The 16,716-nt window shown below is 69.8% G+C and carries 12 protein-coding genes; 9 read left to right on the plus strand and 3 right to left on the minus strand.

Annotated features, from left to right (window positions below):
- Window positions 1-154: 154 nt before the first annotated feature.
- The 5 genes from AB0B55_RS10225 to mmsB all read left to right on the plus strand — a co-directional run bounded on the left by AB0B55_RS10225 (window position 155) and on the right by mmsB (window position 7,909).
- Window positions 155-2,290, plus strand: coding sequence for an RICIN domain-containing protein (locus tag AB0B55_RS10225; RefSeq protein WP_357120392.1), 2,136 nt, complete (start codon window positions 155-157; stop codon window positions 2,288-2,290).
- A gap of 400 nt (window positions 2,291-2,690) precedes the next feature.
- Window positions 2,691-3,686 (plus strand): LacI family DNA-binding transcriptional regulator, encoded by a 996-nt coding sequence (locus AB0B55_RS10230; protein WP_357120389.1) that lies wholly within the window; start codon window positions 2,691-2,693, stop codon window positions 3,684-3,686.
- Between the two features lie 209 nt (window positions 3,687-3,895).
- Window positions 3,896-5,041 (plus strand): multiple monosaccharide ABC transporter substrate-binding protein, encoded by a 1,146-nt coding sequence (gene chvE / locus AB0B55_RS10235; protein WP_357120386.1) that lies wholly within the window; start codon window positions 3,896-3,898, stop codon window positions 5,039-5,041.
- Between the two features lie 82 nt (window positions 5,042-5,123).
- Window positions 5,124-6,662 carry a multiple monosaccharide ABC transporter ATP-binding protein gene (gene mmsA / locus AB0B55_RS10240; protein WP_357120383.1) on the plus strand — a complete coding sequence of 513 codons (1,539 nt, stop codon included), beginning with the start codon at window positions 5,124-5,126 and terminating at the stop codon, window positions 6,660-6,662.
- Window positions 6,659-7,909 carry a multiple monosaccharide ABC transporter permease gene (gene mmsB, locus AB0B55_RS10245; protein WP_357120380.1) on the plus strand — a complete coding sequence of 417 codons (1,251 nt, stop codon included), beginning with the start codon at window positions 6,659-6,661 and terminating at the stop codon, window positions 7,907-7,909. Before mmsA ends, mmsB begins: the two co-directional genes overlap by 4 nt.
- Before the next feature lie 108 nt (window positions 7,910-8,017).
- Here mmsB and AB0B55_RS10250 read toward each other — a convergent pair whose 3' ends face one another.
- Both AB0B55_RS10250 and AB0B55_RS10255 read right to left on the minus strand, forming a co-directional pair.
- Window positions 8,018-9,061 carry a hypothetical protein gene (locus AB0B55_RS10250; protein ID WP_357120377.1) on the minus strand — a complete coding sequence of 348 codons (1,044 nt, stop codon included), beginning with the start codon at window positions 9,059-9,061 and terminating at the stop codon, window positions 8,018-8,020.
- Between the two features lie 196 nt (window positions 9,062-9,257).
- Window positions 9,258-10,634 (minus strand): DNRLRE domain-containing protein, encoded by a 1,377-nt coding sequence (locus AB0B55_RS10255; RefSeq protein ID WP_357120374.1) that lies wholly within the window; start codon window positions 10,632-10,634, stop codon window positions 9,258-9,260.
- A 224-nt stretch (window positions 10,635-10,858) separates the two neighbouring features.
- Here AB0B55_RS10255 and AB0B55_RS10260 point away from each other — a divergent pair, with 224 nt between their 5' ends.
- The 4 genes from AB0B55_RS10260 (at window position 10,859) to AB0B55_RS10275 (ending at window position 16,086) form a co-directional block, all read left to right on the plus strand.
- Window positions 10,859-12,133: an MFS transporter gene (locus tag AB0B55_RS10260; RefSeq protein WP_357120371.1), complete on the plus strand. Its 1,275-nt coding sequence runs from the start codon at window positions 10,859-10,861 to the stop codon at window positions 12,131-12,133.
- A gap of 5 nt (window positions 12,134-12,138) precedes the next feature.
- Window positions 12,139-13,116 carry a hypothetical protein gene (locus tag AB0B55_RS10265; protein WP_357120809.1) on the plus strand — a complete coding sequence of 326 codons (978 nt, stop codon included), beginning with the start codon at window positions 12,139-12,141 and terminating at the stop codon, window positions 13,114-13,116.
- 113 nt (window positions 13,117-13,229) lie between these two features.
- Window positions 13,230-14,756, plus strand: a complete 1,527-nt coding sequence (locus tag AB0B55_RS10270; protein WP_357171504.1) for an alkaline phosphatase D family protein — start codon at window positions 13,230-13,232, stop codon at window positions 14,754-14,756.
- A 13-nt stretch (window positions 14,757-14,769) separates the two neighbouring features.
- Entirely contained in the window at window positions 14,770-16,086 is a 1,317-nt protein-coding gene (locus tag AB0B55_RS10275; protein ID WP_357120365.1) for a hypothetical protein, read from the plus strand.
- 37 nt (window positions 16,087-16,123) lie between these two features.
- Here AB0B55_RS10275 and AB0B55_RS10280 read toward each other — a convergent pair whose 3' ends face one another.
- Window positions 16,124-16,711, minus strand: coding sequence for a TetR family transcriptional regulator (locus AB0B55_RS10280; protein WP_357120362.1), 588 nt, complete (start codon window positions 16,709-16,711; stop codon window positions 16,124-16,126).
- Window positions 16,712-16,716: the final 5 nt, after the last annotated feature.

Here is a 16,716-nt window from a genome sequence, read left to right on the forward strand (position 1 = left end):
CGCGCGTCCTAACCCCCCGTCGTCGGCATCGTGTGCCGTGACGCCCGGGGCGTGCTGTTAGCGATCACATGGCCGGGCGTGGTCAGCTCGGTGCCCCGCCCGGTGCCGCGGACGCCGGCCCAGACCGCACGGTTCGCGTCAGCAGAGGAGGATCATGCTTTCCATCGGTCGGGTTCCCCGGGGTGCGCCACGCCGGCGCAACTGGCTGTCGAGATTGGCCGTCGCCGCGACGGCACTGGTGGTCGGTGGCGCGGCCGTGGCGGTGGCCGCGGCGCCCGCGTCGGCGGCCACCGTCGACACGAGCGCGTGGTACGTCCTGGTGAACCGCAACAGTGGCAAGGCGTTGGACGTCTACAACCTGGCCACGAACGACGGTGCGCGGATCACGCAGTGGACGCGTAACAACGGCAACCAGCAGCAGTGGCAGTTCGTGGATTCCGGTAGTGGTTACTACCGGGTCAAGTCGCGGTTGTCCGGCAAGGTGCTGGATGTTTCCGGCCGGTCGACGGCCAACGGCGGGGCGATCGTGCAGTGGTCGGACAACAACGGGACCAACCAGCAGTTCCGGCTTGCCGACTCGGACGGCGGCTACGTCCGCCTGGTCAACCGCAACAGCAACAAGGTCATGGAGGTGCAGGGCGCCTCGACGGCCGATGGTGGCAACATCGTGCAGTACGACGACTGGAACGGCACCAACCAGCAGTGGCAGCTCGTCCGCGTCGACGGCGGGGGCAACCCCACTACGCCGCCGCCCACCACGCCGCCCCCCACCACGCCGCCACCGTCGAACGGCACGTTCTCGAACCCGGCCATCTGGCAGGACTTCGCCGACGTCGACATCATCCGGGTGGACAACGTCTACTACCTGACGTCGTCCACCATGCACTACTCGCCCGGCGCACCGGTCCTGCGCTCGTATGACCTGGTGAACTGGGAGTACGCCGGGCACGCCGTGCCCCGGCTCGACTTCGGCTCGAAGTACGACATGAGCGGCGGCAACGCGTACGTCGACGGGATCTGGGCCTCGACGTTGAACTACCGGCCGAGCAACCGCACGTACTACTGGGCCGGGTGCATCGACTTCGCGCAGACGCACATCTACACCGCGTCGGCCGTCGACGGCACCTGGAGCAAGCACACCACCATCCCCAACTGCTACTACGACGCGGGCATGCTGATCGACGACAACGACACCATGTACGTGGCGTACGGCAACACCACGATCAGCGTCGCCCAGCTCTCCGCCGACGGGAAGTCCCAGGTACGCGCCCAGCAGGTGTACCAGACCCCGTCGAGCATCGGCACGCTGGAGGGCGCCCGGTTCTACAAGCGCAACGGGGCCTACTACATCTGGCTCACCCGGCCCGCCAACGGCCAGTACGTGCTGAAGTCGACCAACGGCCCGTTCGGCCCGTACGAGCAGCGTCAGGTGCTGCTCAACCTGCCCGGTCCCATCTCGGGCGGCGGCGTGCCCCACCAGGGCGGTCTCGTGCAGACCCAGAACGGCGACTGGTACTACATGTCGTTCGTCGACGCGTACCCCGGTGGTCGGATGCCGGCCCTGGCGCCGATCACCTGGACCAGCGACGGCTGGCCGGTGCTGCAGACCGTCAACGGCGCGTGGGGCAGCTCCTACCCGAAGCCGAACCTGCCCGCTCCGCCGCGTGCGGTGAAGCCGCTGACGGGCACCGACACGTTCGCCGGCACCACCCTCGGCCCGCAGTGGGAGTGGAACCACAACCCGGACAACAGCCGCTGGTCGGTCAACAACGGGCTGAACCTGCAGACCGCCACCGTGACCGGCGACCTGTACGCGGCGCGTAACACGTTGACGCACCGGATCCAGGGCCCCACCTCCACCGCCACCATCGAGCTGGACTACTCCACGATGCGCGACGGTGACCGCACCGGCCTGGCGGTGCTGCGCAACTCGTCCGCCTGGATCGGCATCAAGCGGGACAACGGATCGACGCGTCTGGTGATGCAGAACGGTCTCACGATGGACGGTAACTGGAACACCACCAGCACCGGCAGCGAGGCGGCGAGCACCGCCATCTCCGGCGGACGGATCTGGTTGCGCGCCAACGCCGACATCAGACCGGGCTCGGGCCGGCAGGCGCGCTTCTCGTACAGCACCGACGGCGTGAACTTCACGTCCTTCGGCAACGCCCTGACGCTGGCGAACAACTGGCAGTTCTTCATGGGCTACCGGTTCGCCATCTTCAACCACGCCACCCAGGCGCTCGGCGGCTCGGTCGCGGTCCGCCGCTTCGACCTGACCACACCGTGACGCCGGTCACACAACGAGTGAGGTGACGGCATCGCCCACCCCGCAGGGGGAGGGTTCGTGTCGTCGCAGCAGACCAGTCGCCGCCCTGTTCCACGCTCTGTCCAGGAGCTTGGAGCGGGGCGGCGGCCCGTTGCGGCCACTTCCGACCGAGGGCGACGGCGCGAGGTGCGCGCGGAACTCCGGCGCGACCTGGCACACGCCGTGTCTTCGCGTTCAGCCGTGCCGTGTCCGGGGCGATCGCTGGCGTAGACTGTCGGCGATCCAGCGCTGGTCACCTGCGATTCAGCACCGGCGTGGTGGCTGAGCGAGGGGGATCGGGCCGGGCCGCTCCAGTCAACGTCGACGGGCCGCGGGTCGGGTTGAAGGCGGGGGGAGTGAAATGGCCGTCCACGGTCCCGCGATGACAGACGTCGCTCGTCTGGCCGGTGTCTCCCACCAGACGGTGTCGCGGGTGCTCAACGGGCACCCCAACGTGCGCGAGCAGACCCGGTTACGGGTGCGGGCGGCGATCGCCGAACTCGGCTACCGCCCGAACGGCGCGGCGCGCGCCCTGGTGACCGGCCGGTCCCAGGTCATCGGCGTGGTGGCACAGAACACGACCCTCTACGGTCCGGCGTCGCTGCTGGCCGCCCTGGAGCAGACCGCCGCGGCGGAGGGCTTCGCCGTCAGCGTCGGCAGCGTGCGCGACCTGGACCACCGTTCCATCTCGGCCGCGGTCGAGCGGCACCTGGCGCACCGGGTCGCCGGCATCGTGGTCATCGCGCCGGTGGAGTCGGCCGGCGAGGCGTTGGAGCGGCTACCCAAGGACGTTCCACTGGTGACGGTCGACGGTGACCCGCACCGTCCGGTGCCGTTGGTGACGGTCGACCAGGTGGCGGGCGCGCGGGCGGTGACCGAGCATCTCCTCGACGCCGGGCACCGCACGGTGTGGCACGTGTCGGGGCCGTCCGACTGGTTCGACAGCGCCGGTCGTATCGAGGGCTGGCGTGCGGCGCTGCTCGCCGCGGGGGTGGAGCCACCGCCCCTCATGCACGGGGACTGGTCGGCGGCGTCGGGCTACCGGTGCGGGCAGATGCTCGCCCGGATGCCGGAGGTGACCGCCATCTTCACGGCCAACGACCACCTCGCCCTGGGGGTGCTGCGGGCGCTGCACGAGTTCGGGCGCAAGGTGCCGGCCGAGATCAGCGTCGTGGGTTTCGACGACGTGCCGGAAGCGGCGTACTTCATTCCGCCGCTGACCACCGTCCGACCGGATTTCGACGCGGTGGCGCGGGCGAGTCTGCAGATGTTGCTGACCCAGATCGAGTCGGGCAACGGCAATGGCGGCGGCGCCCTGCGCCAGACCATCGCGCCGACACTTGTCGCCCGCGACAGTGTCGCTCCGCCGCGCCGCTAAGCGCGTCGATGCCTCGTGACCTGCGCCAGCCGCTCAACTGTCGGGAGGGGTTGCGCGAGGTCGTGCGGGTGAGGAAGTCTCCGTTACGAGACCGTGACACCGGTATTTCGGATCAGGTGTTGACGTGCCCTATGTGAGCGCTAACACTACCCGAAAGATGACAGGTGGCCCCGGCGGTCGGCGGGGGGAATCGGGAGAGGAGACGGCCCGTGAGCAGGAAATTCCTGGTTGCTCTCGGTAGCGCGGCGTTGGCGTTGAGCCTGGCGGCGTGCAGTGGTGGAGGCGCCGGCAGCGGCGACAACACCAGCGACAAGAAGCCGGGGGACCTGACGATCGGCGTCGCGATGCCGACGCAGACCTCGGAGCGGTGGATCGCCGACGGCAACGCGGTGAAGTCGAAGCTGGAGTCCAAGGGTTACAAGGTCGACCTGCAGTACGCGGGCGACGACATCCCGACCCAGTCGCAGCAGGTCGACCAGATGATCACCCAGGGCGCGGACGTCCTGATCATCGCGGCCATCGACGGCACGGCGCTCAGCGGTCAGCTGCAGGCCGCCGCCGACGCGAAGATCCCGGTCATCTCGTACGACCGGCTCATCCGCGGCAGCAAGAACGTCGACTTCTACGTCAGCTTCGACAACTACAAGGTCGGCGTGGCGCAGGCCACCGCGCTCCTGGTCGGGCTCGGCCTGCAGAACAAGGACGGCTCGAAGGGCACGGCCAAGGGTCCGTTCAACATCGAGCTGTTCGCCGGCTCGCTGGACGACAACAACACGCAGTACTTCTTCGGCGGCGCGATGGACACCCTCAAGCCGTTCATGGACGCGGGCACGCTGAAGGTGAAGTCGAAGCAGACCACCAAGGAGCAGGTGGCCACCCTGCGTTGGCAGCAGGAGACCGCGCAGAAGCGCATGGAGGACCTGCTCACCTCCAGCTACAACGACGGCTCGGTCGTCAACGGGGTCCTGTCGCCGTACGACGGCATCTCCCGGGGCATCATCACCGCCCTGCAGAACGCGGGCTACAGCGCTACCGGCAAGAAGAAGCTGCCCGTGGTGACCGGCCAGGACGCCGAGATCGCCTCGATCAAGCTGATCAACGACGGTGTGCAGAACTCGACCGTCTTCAAGGACACCCGCCTGCTGGCCGACCAGGCCGCGAACGCCGCCGAGGCGTTCCTGCAGGACAAGACGCCGCAGGCCAACGACAGCGAGACGTACAACAACGGCGTCAAGGTCGTTCCGTCGTACCTGCTGCCGATCGCGACCGTCTACAAGGACGACATCAAGGCGACGCTGATCGACTCCGGCTACTGGACGGCGGAAGAGGTCGCCGCCGGTCAGGCCAAGAAGTAGGTCACCTCGTCGGGCTCGGCGGGCGACCGCCGGGCCCGACGCCGTGATCGAGCAACGTCCAGACCGACAGAGGACAGTGACCATGGACGACACCATCCTCGAGATGCGTCGTATCACGAAGACCTTCCCCGGAGTGACCGCGCTGGAGGATGTCAACCTCGCGGTACGTCGGGGAGAGATCCACGCCATCTGCGGCGAGAACGGCGCCGGCAAGTCCACCCTCATGAAGGTGCTCTCCGGCGTCCACCCATCCGGCTCGTACGACGGCGAGATCCTCTTCGACGGCAAGCCGATGCAGTTCCGGGGCATCCGGGACAGCGAGGCCAATGGCATCGTCATCATCCACCAGGAACTCGCCCTGGTGCCCTACCTGTCGATCGCCGAGAACCTCTTCCTGGGTAACGAGCGCCGGGGCCGCAGCGGCCTGATCGACTGGAACAAGGCCAACGCCGAGGCGGCGGAGCTGCTGGCGTCCGTCGGGCTGCACGAGAACCCCGTGACCCCGGTGATCCAGCTCGGCGTCGGCAAGCAGCAACTCGTGGAGATCGCCAAGGCGCTGTCCAAGAAGGTGCGCCTGCTCATCCTGGACGAGCCGACGGCCGCCCTCAACGACGTCGACTCGGCGCACCTGCTCGGCCTGCTCCGGCAGCTCAAGGAGCGGGGCATCACCTGCATCATGATCTCGCACAAGCTCAACGAGATCACCGCGATCGCCGACTCGACCACCGTCATCCGGGACGGTCGTACGGTGGAGACCCTGGACATGCGCGCCGACGACGTCAACCAGCAGCGCATCATCCGGGGCATGGTCGGCCGCGACATCGAGAGCTTCTACCCCGACCGCGAATCGTCGCCCGGCGAGGAGGTGCTGCGGATCGAGGACTGGTCGGTGCGGCACCCGACCCAGGAGCGGATGGTCGTCGAGGACGTCAACCTGTCGGTGCGCGCCGGCGAGGTGGTCGGCATCGCAGGGCTGATGGGCGCCGGCCGGACCGAGTTGGCGATGAGCGTCTTCGGCCGCTCCTACGGCCGCGACATCAAGGGCAAGCTCTTCATGCACGGTCGCGAGGTCAACGCCCGCAACGTCGCGGAGGCCATCGACAACCGCATCGCGTACGTCACCGAGGACCGCAAGCGGTACGGCCTGAACCTCATCGACGACGTCCGGCGCAACGTCTCCGCCGCCGCCCTGGACCGGCTGGCCAAGTACGGCTGGGTGAACGGCAACGAGGAGATCAAGGTCGCCGAGTCGAGCCGGCGGGACATGAACATCAAGACGACGAGCGTGATGGCGGTGGTCGGCAAGCTCTCCGGCGGCAACCAGCAGAAGGTCGTGCTGTCGAAGTGGCTCTTCACCGACCCGGACGTGCTGATCCTGGACGAGCCGACGCGCGGGATCGACGTCGGGGCCAAGTTCGAGATCTACACGATCATCAACCGGCTGGTGGCCGCCGGCAAAGCGGTGATCGTCATCTCCAGCGAGCTGCCGGAGCTGCTCGGAATGTGTGACCGCATCTACACCCTCGCCGCGGGCCGGATCACCGGTGAGAAGCCGGTGAGCGAGGCAACCCAGGAGAGCCTCATGGAGCTGATGACAAAGGACAAGGAGCTCGTCGGATGACCAGCATCAAAACCCCTTCGACGGAGCGCCCGACACCGTCGGACACCGCCCCGGCCGCCGCTCTGCACACGGGGACGAGCGACCTGCGGGCCCTGGTGCTGAACAACCTCCGGCAGAGCGGGATCTACGTCGCCCTGGTCGTCATCCTGGCGCTCTTCGCGGTACTGACCGACGGGGTGTCACTGAGCCCCGGCAACATCACCAACATCGTCCTGCAGTACTCGTACATCCTGGTCCTCGCGATCGGCATGGTCATCCTGATCATCGGCGGGCACATCGACCTGTCGGTGGGTTCGGTGGTCGCGCTGACCGGCGCGGTGTCCGCCGTCCTCGTGATCCAGCAGGGGCACCCGTGGTGGCTGGGTGTCCTCGCGGCGCTGGCCGTCGGCATCGCGGTCGGCGCGTGGCACGGCTTCTGGGTGGCGTACGCCGGCATCCCGGCGTTCATCGTGACCCTGGCCGGCATGCTGCTGTTCCGGGGTCTCACCCTGCGGGTGCTCGACAACATCTCGCTGTCGCCGTTCCCGTCCGAGTACCAGAAGGTGGCGGCGGGCTTCCTCAACGGCCTGCTCGGCGGTAACGGCTTCGACGCCTTCACGTTGTTGATCGGCGCGATCGCCGTGGCCGGGTACGCCGTGAGCGGCTTCCGCACCCGTCTGGCGCGCATCCGCTACCAGCAGCCGGTCGAGTCGTTCCCGCTGTTCGTGGCCCGGGTCGTCCTGGTGGGCGCGGTCATCATGTACTTCGCCTGGCAGCTGGCCCACGCCCGGGGCCTGCCGATCGTGCTGATCATCCTGGCGGCGCTGGTGCTGGTCTACGGTCTGCTCACCCGGCGGACGGTCTTCGGCCGTCAGGTCTACGCGATCGGCGGCAACCTCTCGGCGGCGGCGCTGTCGGGCGTGAAGGTCCGCACCGTCAACTTCTGGATGTTCGTCAACATGGGCTTCCTCGCGGCCGTGGCGGGCGTCATCTACTCGTCGCGGTCCAACGGCGCGCAGCCCGCGGCCGGCAACATGTTCGAGCTGGACGCGATCGCGGCGGCCTTCATCGGCGGCGCGGCGGTCACCGGCGGCGTGGGCACCGTGGTCGGCGCGATGGTCGGTGGTCTGATCATGGCGGTGATGAGCAACGGCATGCAGCTGATGGGCGTCGACCAGTCGACGCAGTCGGTGGTGAAGGGGCTCGTCCTGCTCGTCGCCGTCGCGTTCGACGTCTACAACAAGCGCCGGGCGGCCGGCACCCGCTGATGCCCTGACCGCACGCACGTGTGCCCCCGCCCATCTCGAGGGCGGGGGCACACGTCGCTCGGTCGCCGAACCCCGTCGCAGACTGGGCTGTGAGCCCACGCGGTCAGGTCATCGCCGGCGCCGTGCACCCCGCCGTCTGGCACCATGCTGCTGGCTGGTCGTAGTTTCGTCGGCGATGGACTCGCCCGCCGGGCCGCCGACCGAGCGGCTGTTCGCCTGCCCCGACCATTGGCCCTCGGGGTAGAACTGGACGCTCGGAAATGTGTCGGCCGTGTGCTGCTGCCGGGCGTGATACGCCTGCCACGCCATCGCGTGCTCGCCAAATCCCGCATCACTCAGGATGTTCATGGCCTCCTGTGCTACCTGCGCATTCCTCGCGGTGGTGGAGAAGTGTTGTGCGCCGTGCGGGTTGGAGTCGGTGTAGACCCCGCCGCTGAGTGTGTTCGCCAGCCTGTCGACTGTTTGGTCAGGTAGATCGTTCCGGGTGGGCGTCGTCTGCCAGCCCAGGTCGGACACCCCGCGCACATCGCGCTCGTTCGTGTACAGGAGGACATTGACATCAGATGACATTAGGTGGACATCATCGAGGCTCCGGGTCGCCGCTTGGCGCGCCTGGCCGAAATCCGGGTGCTGCACACCACGCGTTCTCGCCTCATCGATCGCCCCGGTGGCGATCCGGTTTATGTTCAGAAAAGTATTGATAGAGTTGATCGCATCCCTCGACTGCGCCGCTTGAAGGGTCACGATATTCTCGTTGTACGGTGAGTCGCCTTGGTGAGAGTTCCACCGCTCCCCAGCCATGTTGAGTAAGCGGACGGACGTCTCCATCGCAGAGGCCGCCCGCTCGATTCCTGCGACGCTCTCCGCCAACCTTGCCGCGGCGTCGTTCAATAGATCGTTGCTGAGGTCGGGACGCTCCAGGATTTGCGTGGCGTCTTCCGGAAGGTGTCTGACGTTGTTGAACTCGGCAATGGCCTGCTGGCTGAGGTTTACGGCCATGGCCAGCTGCCGGGTCACGTCAATGTTCTCCCAGAGAGCGACCATTGTGTCTCGTGGGCTGACGTCGGGATTGCGATTCCGGGTGTCGACGACACTTCCCTGCCCGTCGTACTGGAACCAGCTCTGGTTGTACTCTTCCCATGGTGCCGCCACTGGTAGACCTCCCGGGTAGGTGTCCTGATCGGTACCGAGGTACTACGGGGTGGCCCGGCGACGGTTCAACCGGCTCTTGGACAACTTTGGGCCTGTTTGCCGCAGATCACGGCATTGTCGGGCAGACGCTGGTCACGGCGGTGCTGAGGTACGGAGAATCCCGCTGCGCCGCGAACGGCGCAGCGGGATCGGGCCGTCAGTGGCAGTTGCCGGTGCCGCTGTCGGCGTAGGTCTGGCCGGCGACCGGCACGAACTGCCAGTCGTAGCTGCCGGAGTGCAGGGTGAACTTCAGAACCCCCCAGGCGGAGCTGTTGCGCGCCTCGCTGTTGGGCTGGATGGTGCCGAAGCCGTAGTGGTCCGCGCCGCCCATGCCGGCGACGAAGCTGCGCATGCCCCGGCTGGCGTCGTAGCTACCGGACGGGTTCATCGGGCCGAACCGCTCGTACACGTGGTTGTGGCCCCACACCACGACGTCGGCGTTGTAGTCGTAGAGCGCCTGGTACAGCGGGCGCGTCGACGTGGACGGCGCGTGGTCGGAGCTGGACGTGAAGAGCGGGTGGTGCCAGTACGCGATCGTGCACGGCTTGCTGCTGGCCGCGAGGTCGGCGCGCAGCCACTGCTCCTGGGCGGAGCCGGCCGACATGCTGATGTTCGAGTTCAGCGACACGACGTGCCAGTTGCCGAGGTCGTAGGAGTAGTAGCCCCGGCCGCTCGGGCCGGCGGTCGTACCGAAGTAGTTGTAGTAGCCGGTGGCGCCGGACGTGTTGTAGTCGTGGTTGCCCGGCGACGGGCGGGTGCGGCTCTTGTGCCGGCCCCAGGTGGGCTCGTAGTAGCTGGCGAACTGCGTCGCGGTGCCGCTGTCGTAGACGTTGTCGCCGGTCGTGAAGACGGTGCCGGAGATGTTGTCGAGCAGCGCGGCGGTGGCCGTGTCGCCGGAGCCGGAGGTGGCGATGTCGCCGGCCCCGACGAGGACGGGGTCACCGGACGGCGGCGTCGTGGTGCCGGTCGTGACCACCAACTGCGGTGCGTCGCCGCCACTCTCGCGGGTGTCGTAGTACGCGCCGTCGCCGCTGGTCGAGGTGGCGCCGAAGCTGTACGTGCCGTTGCCGGTGACCGCGGCGGTGACGTCGACCTCGTACCAGGTGTTGCCGGCGACCGCGCCGAGCGAGGAGAGGGTGGCCCCGTCGATGGCCGGCTGGTTGTTCCAGGTGGTGCCGGTCTCCGACCAGGTGGTGCTGGACATCCTCCGGAACGTGCCGCCGGCGTCGCTGCCGCTGTTGCCGCTGATCGTGCGCAACCGCAGCTTGGCGCTGGTCACTGTGCCGCTGACGCCGCTCACCGTGAAGCGCAGGAACATCCGCCGGGCGGGCGAGTTGTCGACCACGACCTGCGTGGACGTGCCGTAGTTGGTGGATGCCGTGTCGCTCTGGACGTAGGTGTCGGCGACCGGCGTGAACGTCACGCTCGCCGCGGCGGCCGTGCCCGAGCCGGTCAGGACGACGGCGGCGGTGGCGGCGACGAGCACCGCGACCGTACCGACCGTCACCGGTGGGCGGGCGATTCGAATGTCCATCCAGGACCCCTTCGTTTGCGGGTGTAGAGCGCAAGGAACGTAGGAAGGTCGATGAACCGGCGCACTGCCGCCAGGTGAACAGTACGCTCAGACAGTGAAACATCTCGATGTTTGCTGGATGTTCACCCACCGCACGCCTGCCCGCAGCCTGTGCTCCCTTGTGGCCCTTCGCGCCGGATCGTCACGATGGCTGACCGTCGCCCACCGATGTCCAGGAGATGCGCGTGTACCTGTCGACCGTCTCCCGTCCGGTCGCCGACCCACCCGGGCCGCGCCGCCGCCGGCTCGCCCTGGTCAGCGGCAACGTGGTCGCGCTCGGCACGGTCAGCCTGATCACCGACGTCTCGGCCGAGATGGTGGCCGCCGTCCTGCCGCTCTACCTGGTGCTGGGCCTGCAACTCAGCCCGGTGGCCTTCGGTGTGCTCGACGGCGTCCACACCGGCGCGACCGCGCTGCTGCGGGTCGTCGGCGGCTTCGCGGCCGACCGGTTCCGGAGGCGCAAGCTCGTCGCCGGTGTCGGTTACGCGCTCTCGGCGGTCGCCAAGCTCGGGCTGTTGCTCGCCGGCCGGTCGGTCCCCGCCATCGGCGCGGTCATCGCCGTCGACCGGCTCGGCAAGGGCGTGCGCAGCGCGCCCCGGGACGCGCTGATCACGCTCTCCACCCCGCCCGAGGCGCTGGGTCGGGCGTTCGGGGTGCACCGGGCCATGGACAGCGTCGGCGCGTTCCTCGGGCCGCTCGCCGCGTTCGCCGTCCTGCTGGCCGTCGGCCAGTCGTACGACGCGGTCTTCGTCACCAGCTTCTGCGTCGCCGCGCTGGCGGTCGTCGTGCTCGTGCTGTTCGTCCGGGAGCGCCCGAGCGGCGAGCCCGCCGACGCGCCGGACGAGCCCCGGGTCTCCGTCGGCGAGGCGTGGGGCCTGCTGCGCAGCCGGCCGGCCCGTCGGCTGCTGCTGGCCGCGACGATGCTCGGCCTGGCCACCATCGGCGACGGCTTCGTCTACCTGGTGCTGCAACGCCGCGAGGACCTGGGCCTGCGGTGGTTCCCCCTGCTGGCGGTGGGCACCAGCCTCGCGTACCTGCTGCTCGCCGCCCCGCTCGGTGTCCTGGCCGACCGGGTCGGGAGGCTGCCGGTCGTGGTGGGCGGCTACGTCGCCCTCGGCGCGACCTACCTGCTGCTGGCCGGGCCGTTGCACGGCTGGCCGGCGCTCGTGCTCACGCTGGCGCTCTACGGCGGGTTCTACGCGGCCACCGACGGCGTGCTCATCGCGCTCGCCGGACCGGTGCTGCCACCGCGGCTGCGGACCACCGGGATCGCGCTGGTGCAGACCGGGCAGGCGCTCGCGTACCTCGTCTCCTCGGTCGTGTTCGGTCTGGCCTGGCAGGCCTGGGGGCCGCGGACGGCGGTCCTCGCGGCGGCCGTGGCCGTCGCCGGTGTCCTGGTGGTCACCGTGCTCCTGCTGGCTTCCCCGTCCCGTCTGATCCCTCGGAGGGTGTCCTCGTGACCGCGATGTCGACCCGGGCCAAGCTCGGTGTGGTGGCCGCCTCGGCGGTGCTGTTGGCCAGCGGGGCGGTGGGCTACGCGGCCCTCGCCGCCGAGCCGCCCCGGACCCCGCCAGCGGCCGCCGCCGGGGACCAGGCGGTCGCGCTGACGCCGGGCCCGCGCCTGCTGGCCGTCACCGACCGGCACGTCTCCAGCGTCGCCACCGCCGACCCCGCCGGGCCGCGTACCGTCTCGGGTCTGGAATGCCTGCGGGTGTACGCGGCGGCCGGCACCGGCGTCTGCCTGAAGCCGGATACCGCCTGGTCGTACCAGGTGGTGGTGCTCGACGCGGCGCTGAACCAGAGGCGGACGCTGAGCGTGCCGGGCCTGCCCAACCGGGCCCGGGTCTCGGCGTCGGGCCGGATGGTCTCCTGGACGACGTTCGTCGGGGGCGACTCCTACACGGCGAGCGGCTTCTCCACCCGCACCGGCATCCTCGACACCGTCACCGGGGCGACCGTCCCGTCGTTGGAGGGGTTCGCCGTCACGCGGGACGGCCGCGCCTACCGCAGCCCGGACGTCAACTACTGGGGCGTGACCTTCACCGCCGACGACAACCGGTTCTACGCGACCATGTCGACCGGCGGCAAGCGCTACCTGGTACGCGGCGACGTGGCCGCCCGGACCGTGGCGACGCTGCGGGAGAACGTCGAGTGCCCGTCGCTGTCGCCCGACGGCACCCGGATCGCCTTCAAACAGGCGATCGACGCGGACCCCAGGAAGGGCTGGCGGCTGTCCGTGCTCGACCTGGCGTCCGGGCGGATCACCGCGACGGCGGAGACCGCCAGCGTGGACGACCAGGCGGCCTGGCTCGACGACGCGACGTTGGCCTACACGCTGCGCCAGAGTGACGGCCGGCCGGACGTGTTCGGCGTCCCCGCCGACGGCTCCGGCACGCCGAAACTGCTGATCCCCAACGCCGAGTCGCCGTCGCCGCTGACCTGACGACCCGGTCGCGGGGCACGACACCTGACGGCCTTGACGCGGCCAACGTCCCGTCATGTCGGCTTCCGCGCCACAGCCTTCGCTGTTCATCGACGGCCTCGAAGGTATTGACCATGACAAGGCTCAGTCGTCGCATCTTCGTCCTCGGTGGACTCGCCGCCGCCGGCGCCGCGGTAACCCCCGGGCAGACTGCTCGCGCCGCGGCGCCGTACCCCTTCAAACTCGGTGTGGCGTCGGGTGATCCGGCCGCCGACAGCGTGGTCCTGTGGACCCGACTGGCGCCGTCACCGCTCAACGCGGACGGGCAGGGCGGCATGGCCGACGCTGACGTGACGGTCGAGTGGCAGGTGTCCACCACGGACCGCTTCTCGTCGCTGGTCGCGTCCGGCTCGGTGGTCGCCCGGTACGCCGACGCCCACTCGGTGCACGTCGTCGCGGGCGGCCTGGCGGCCGACTCCGACTACTACTACCGATTCCGGGCCCAGGGGCAGATCTCCCCGGTGGGGCGTACCCGGACCGCACCGGCGGCGGGCACGTTCGGCCGCGACCTGGTCATGGCGTTCGCCTCCTGCGCGCACTACGAGGCCGGCTACTACACGGCGTACCGGCGGATGGCCGAGGAGAACCCGGGGCTGATCCTGCACCTGGGCGACTACATCTACGAGGGCGGCGTCAACACCTCGGCGGTGCGCCAGCACGTGGGCGCGGAGATCGTGTCGCTGGCCGACTACCGCCGCCGGTACGCCCTCTACAAGTCCGACCCGGACCTGCAGGCGGCGCACGCGGCGGCGCCCTGGCTGGTGGTGCCGGACGACCACGAGGTGGAGAACAACTACGCGGACATGGTCCGGGCCGACAGCAGCCCGACGCTGACCGCCGCCCAGTGGACCGCCCGGCGTACCGCCGCGTACCGCGCCTACTACGAGAACATGCCGCTGCGACCGGCCTCCGCGCCGAGTGGCAACAGCATCGGACTCTACCGCCGCGTGCGGTGGGGGCAGCTCGCCACCTTCCACATGCTCGACACCCGGCAGTTCCGCGACGACCAGGCGTGCGGCGACGGCTGGAAGGTCTGCGCGGACGCCGACCTAACCTCCCGGTCGCTGACCGGCGCGACCCAGGAGGCGTGGCTGCTCGACGGGCTGGCCCAGCACTACGGCACCTGGGACATCCTCGGCCAGCAGGTGTTCTTCGCCCGTCAGTTCGAGGCGAGCGGGGCGGCGAACATGGACGCCTGGGACGGCTACCGGGCCTCGCGCAGCCGCATCCAGAGCGGCTGGCAGCAGCGCGGCGTGCGCAACCCGCTCGTCCTCACCGGCGACGTGCACAAGTCCTGGGCCAACGAGCTGAAGGCCGACTACGCCAACCCGTCGTCGGCCACCATCGGCACCGAGCTGGTCTGCACCTCGATCACCTCGACGGGCAACGGGACCGGCAGCACCACCATCCCGAACGCGGCGACCAACCCGCACCTGAAGTTCTACTCCGACCGGCGCGGCTACGTCCGTACGACGATCAGCCGCAGCCAGGTCCGCGCGGACTTCCGCGCGGTGAACACGGTGACCGAGCACGGCGCGGCCGCGTCGACGGTGCGCTCGTTCGTCATCCTCGACGGCCAGCCCGGCCTGCAGGCCGGGTAGAAGGAGCACCCTGATGACCGCACTCACGACACTGCTCGCCGCGTCCCTGCTGCTGCCGACCGCCGTGGCGCCCGCTCCGAAGGCCATGACCGCCGACGCGATCACCTGGACCACCGCCAACAGCGTGGCGACCGGCGACCAGGACCTGCCCGCCATCGCCATGAACCGCGCCGGGCAGGTCGCGGTGGCCTGGGAGGACGACCGGGACAGCACCGCGCCCGAGGACGACACCCACAGCGAGATCTACCTGCGCCTGTTCCGCGACGGCACGCCCGGCTACGAGCTGAAGCTCTCGACCGGCGGCACCAGCGGGGCCGCCTGGCGACACATCAGCCCCGACGTGGGGCTCGACGACCGGGGCAACGCCGTGGTCGTCTGGGCCGCCGACGGTGACGGCAACGGCGTCTACAACATCCAGTACCGGGTGGTGTCGCCGGCCGGCGCGATCCTCGGTTCCGGGCAGGCCAACGCCAGCGACGCCGGCCAGCAGATCTGGCCGAAGGTGGCCGTCGACCCGGACGGCGCGCCCACCAGCGCGGCCGTCGGCTTCGCCGTCGTCTGGGAGGACGTGCAGGGAACCGCGCCGGCCACCGTCAAGGCCGCCGGCTTCACCGGCCCCACCACCAAGGGGTACGAGGTGACGGCCTCCCAGACGACCGGCAGCCACCACCGCCCCGACGTGGCGGTGTCCGCCTCCGGCGAGGCGCTGGTGGTCTGGGACGAGGACGCCGACGCGAACGGGTCGTACAACATCGGTCTGACCCGGTTGGCGCGCGCGAACGGCGCGGTGGTGCTGTCCCGGCGTACGGCCAACGCGCAGAGCGGCGGGCAGCAGCGGCGGGCATCGGTCGCGTCGACCTACTCCGGTGACTTCGCCGTCGGTTGGGAGTCGGACCACACCGGCACGAAGGGCGTCTGGGCCCGTTCGTTCACCGCGGCCGGCGCGGCCCGCCACGACGAGGTCCAGGTGTCCACCGGGACCGGGGCCGTCGCCCCCGGCGTCGGCGTCGACGACGAGGACAACGTCGTGGTGGGCTGGACGGTGTCCGGCGCCAACCCGGACGTCTGGGCGCGTGGCCTCAACCCGGACGGCAGCACCACGGGTCGGCTGGCGGCGCAGGCGTTGAGCCAGACCACGACCGGCCGCCAGGAAGACCTGGCCATCGCCGCGTCCCCGTGGGGCGAGGTGAGCCTCTGCTACACCGACGACAACGACGGCAACGGCTTCGACCAGGTGCTCCTCGGTCTCGGGGCGACGAACTCGACCTGGCTGATGACCGCCGAGGAGTTGCGCCAGCGCAAGGCGCGGGCTGCCGCTCGGGTGGGCTGAGCGGAGTGCGAGGGACGGGCCGTGACTCGACGTCGGGTCACGGCCCGTCGGTCGTGCGGGTTCCGCCGAAGAGCAGGTCCAGTTGGGCGTCCAGGGCGGCGAGGGCCTGCTCGGCGGTGTACTGCCCACCCAGCAGGTAGACGCCGAGCCCTTCCATCAGCGCCAGCAGGCCGGCCGCGGCGGCCACGTCGTTGGTGGGCAGGACGCTGGCGACGAAGGCGGTGAGCTGCGCGGTGCCCTCGCGCAGACCGGTCGCGGCCGTCGGGCGCACCGCCGTGTAGGCGAGGAACGCGAGCGCCACCCGACCGTCGTCGCGGGTGTGCGCGTCGAGCGGCAGGAGCGCGGCGATGATCGTACGCAGCAGCAGCCGGGGCGCGGGGGCCTCGCCGAGTCGCGCCACCGCCTCGGTGACCCGGATCTGGCTGCGTTCGCGGACCACGCTCAACGCGAACGCCATCATCTCGTCCTTGGTGCGGAAGTAGTGCTGGACCATTCCGGCGGACACGCCCGCCTCGGTGGCGACGTGACGGAGGCTGACGGCTTCCAGGCCCTGATCCGCGGCGACCCGCATCAACGCGTCCGCGATGAGGGTGCGGCGCTGCTGGTGATCGACCTTCTTGGGCATGGCCT

It is taken from the genome of Micromonospora sp. NPDC049107, assembly GCF_040648595.1.
Lineage (GTDB): Bacteria > Actinomycetota > Actinomycetes > Mycobacteriales > Micromonosporaceae > Micromonospora.

What these genes read in the sequence shown, in the direction of transcription:
- AB0B55_RS10270 (WP_357171504.1), top strand. Translation starts at nt 13,230, where the DNA reads ATGACAAGGCTCAGTCGTCGCATCTTCGTCCTCGGTGGACTCGCCGCC.
- mmsA (WP_357120383.1), top strand. Translation starts at nt 5,124, where the DNA reads ATGGACGACACCATCCTCGAGATGCGTCGTATCACGAAGACCTTCCCC.
- AB0B55_RS10230 (WP_357120389.1), top strand. Translation starts at nt 2,691, where the DNA reads ATGACAGACGTCGCTCGTCTGGCCGGTGTCTCCCACCAGACGGTGTCG.
- AB0B55_RS10280 (WP_357120362.1), bottom strand. Translation starts at nt 16,711, where the DNA reads ATGCCCAAGAAGGTCGATCACCAGCAGCGCCGCACCCTCATCGCGGAC.
- AB0B55_RS10225 (WP_357120392.1), top strand. Translation starts at nt 155, where the DNA reads ATGCTTTCCATCGGTCGGGTTCCCCGGGGTGCGCCACGCCGGCGCAAC.
- AB0B55_RS10255 (WP_357120374.1), bottom strand. Translation starts at nt 10,634, where the DNA reads ATGGACATTCGAATCGCCCGCCCACCGGTGACGGTCGGTACGGTCGCG.
- AB0B55_RS10275 (WP_357120365.1), top strand. Translation starts at nt 14,770, where the DNA reads ATGACCGCACTCACGACACTGCTCGCCGCGTCCCTGCTGCTGCCGACC.
- AB0B55_RS10265 (WP_357120809.1), top strand. Translation starts at nt 12,139, where the DNA reads ATGTCGACCCGGGCCAAGCTCGGTGTGGTGGCCGCCTCGGCGGTGCTG.
- mmsB (WP_357120380.1), top strand. Translation starts at nt 6,659, where the DNA reads ATGACCAGCATCAAAACCCCTTCGACGGAGCGCCCGACACCGTCGGAC.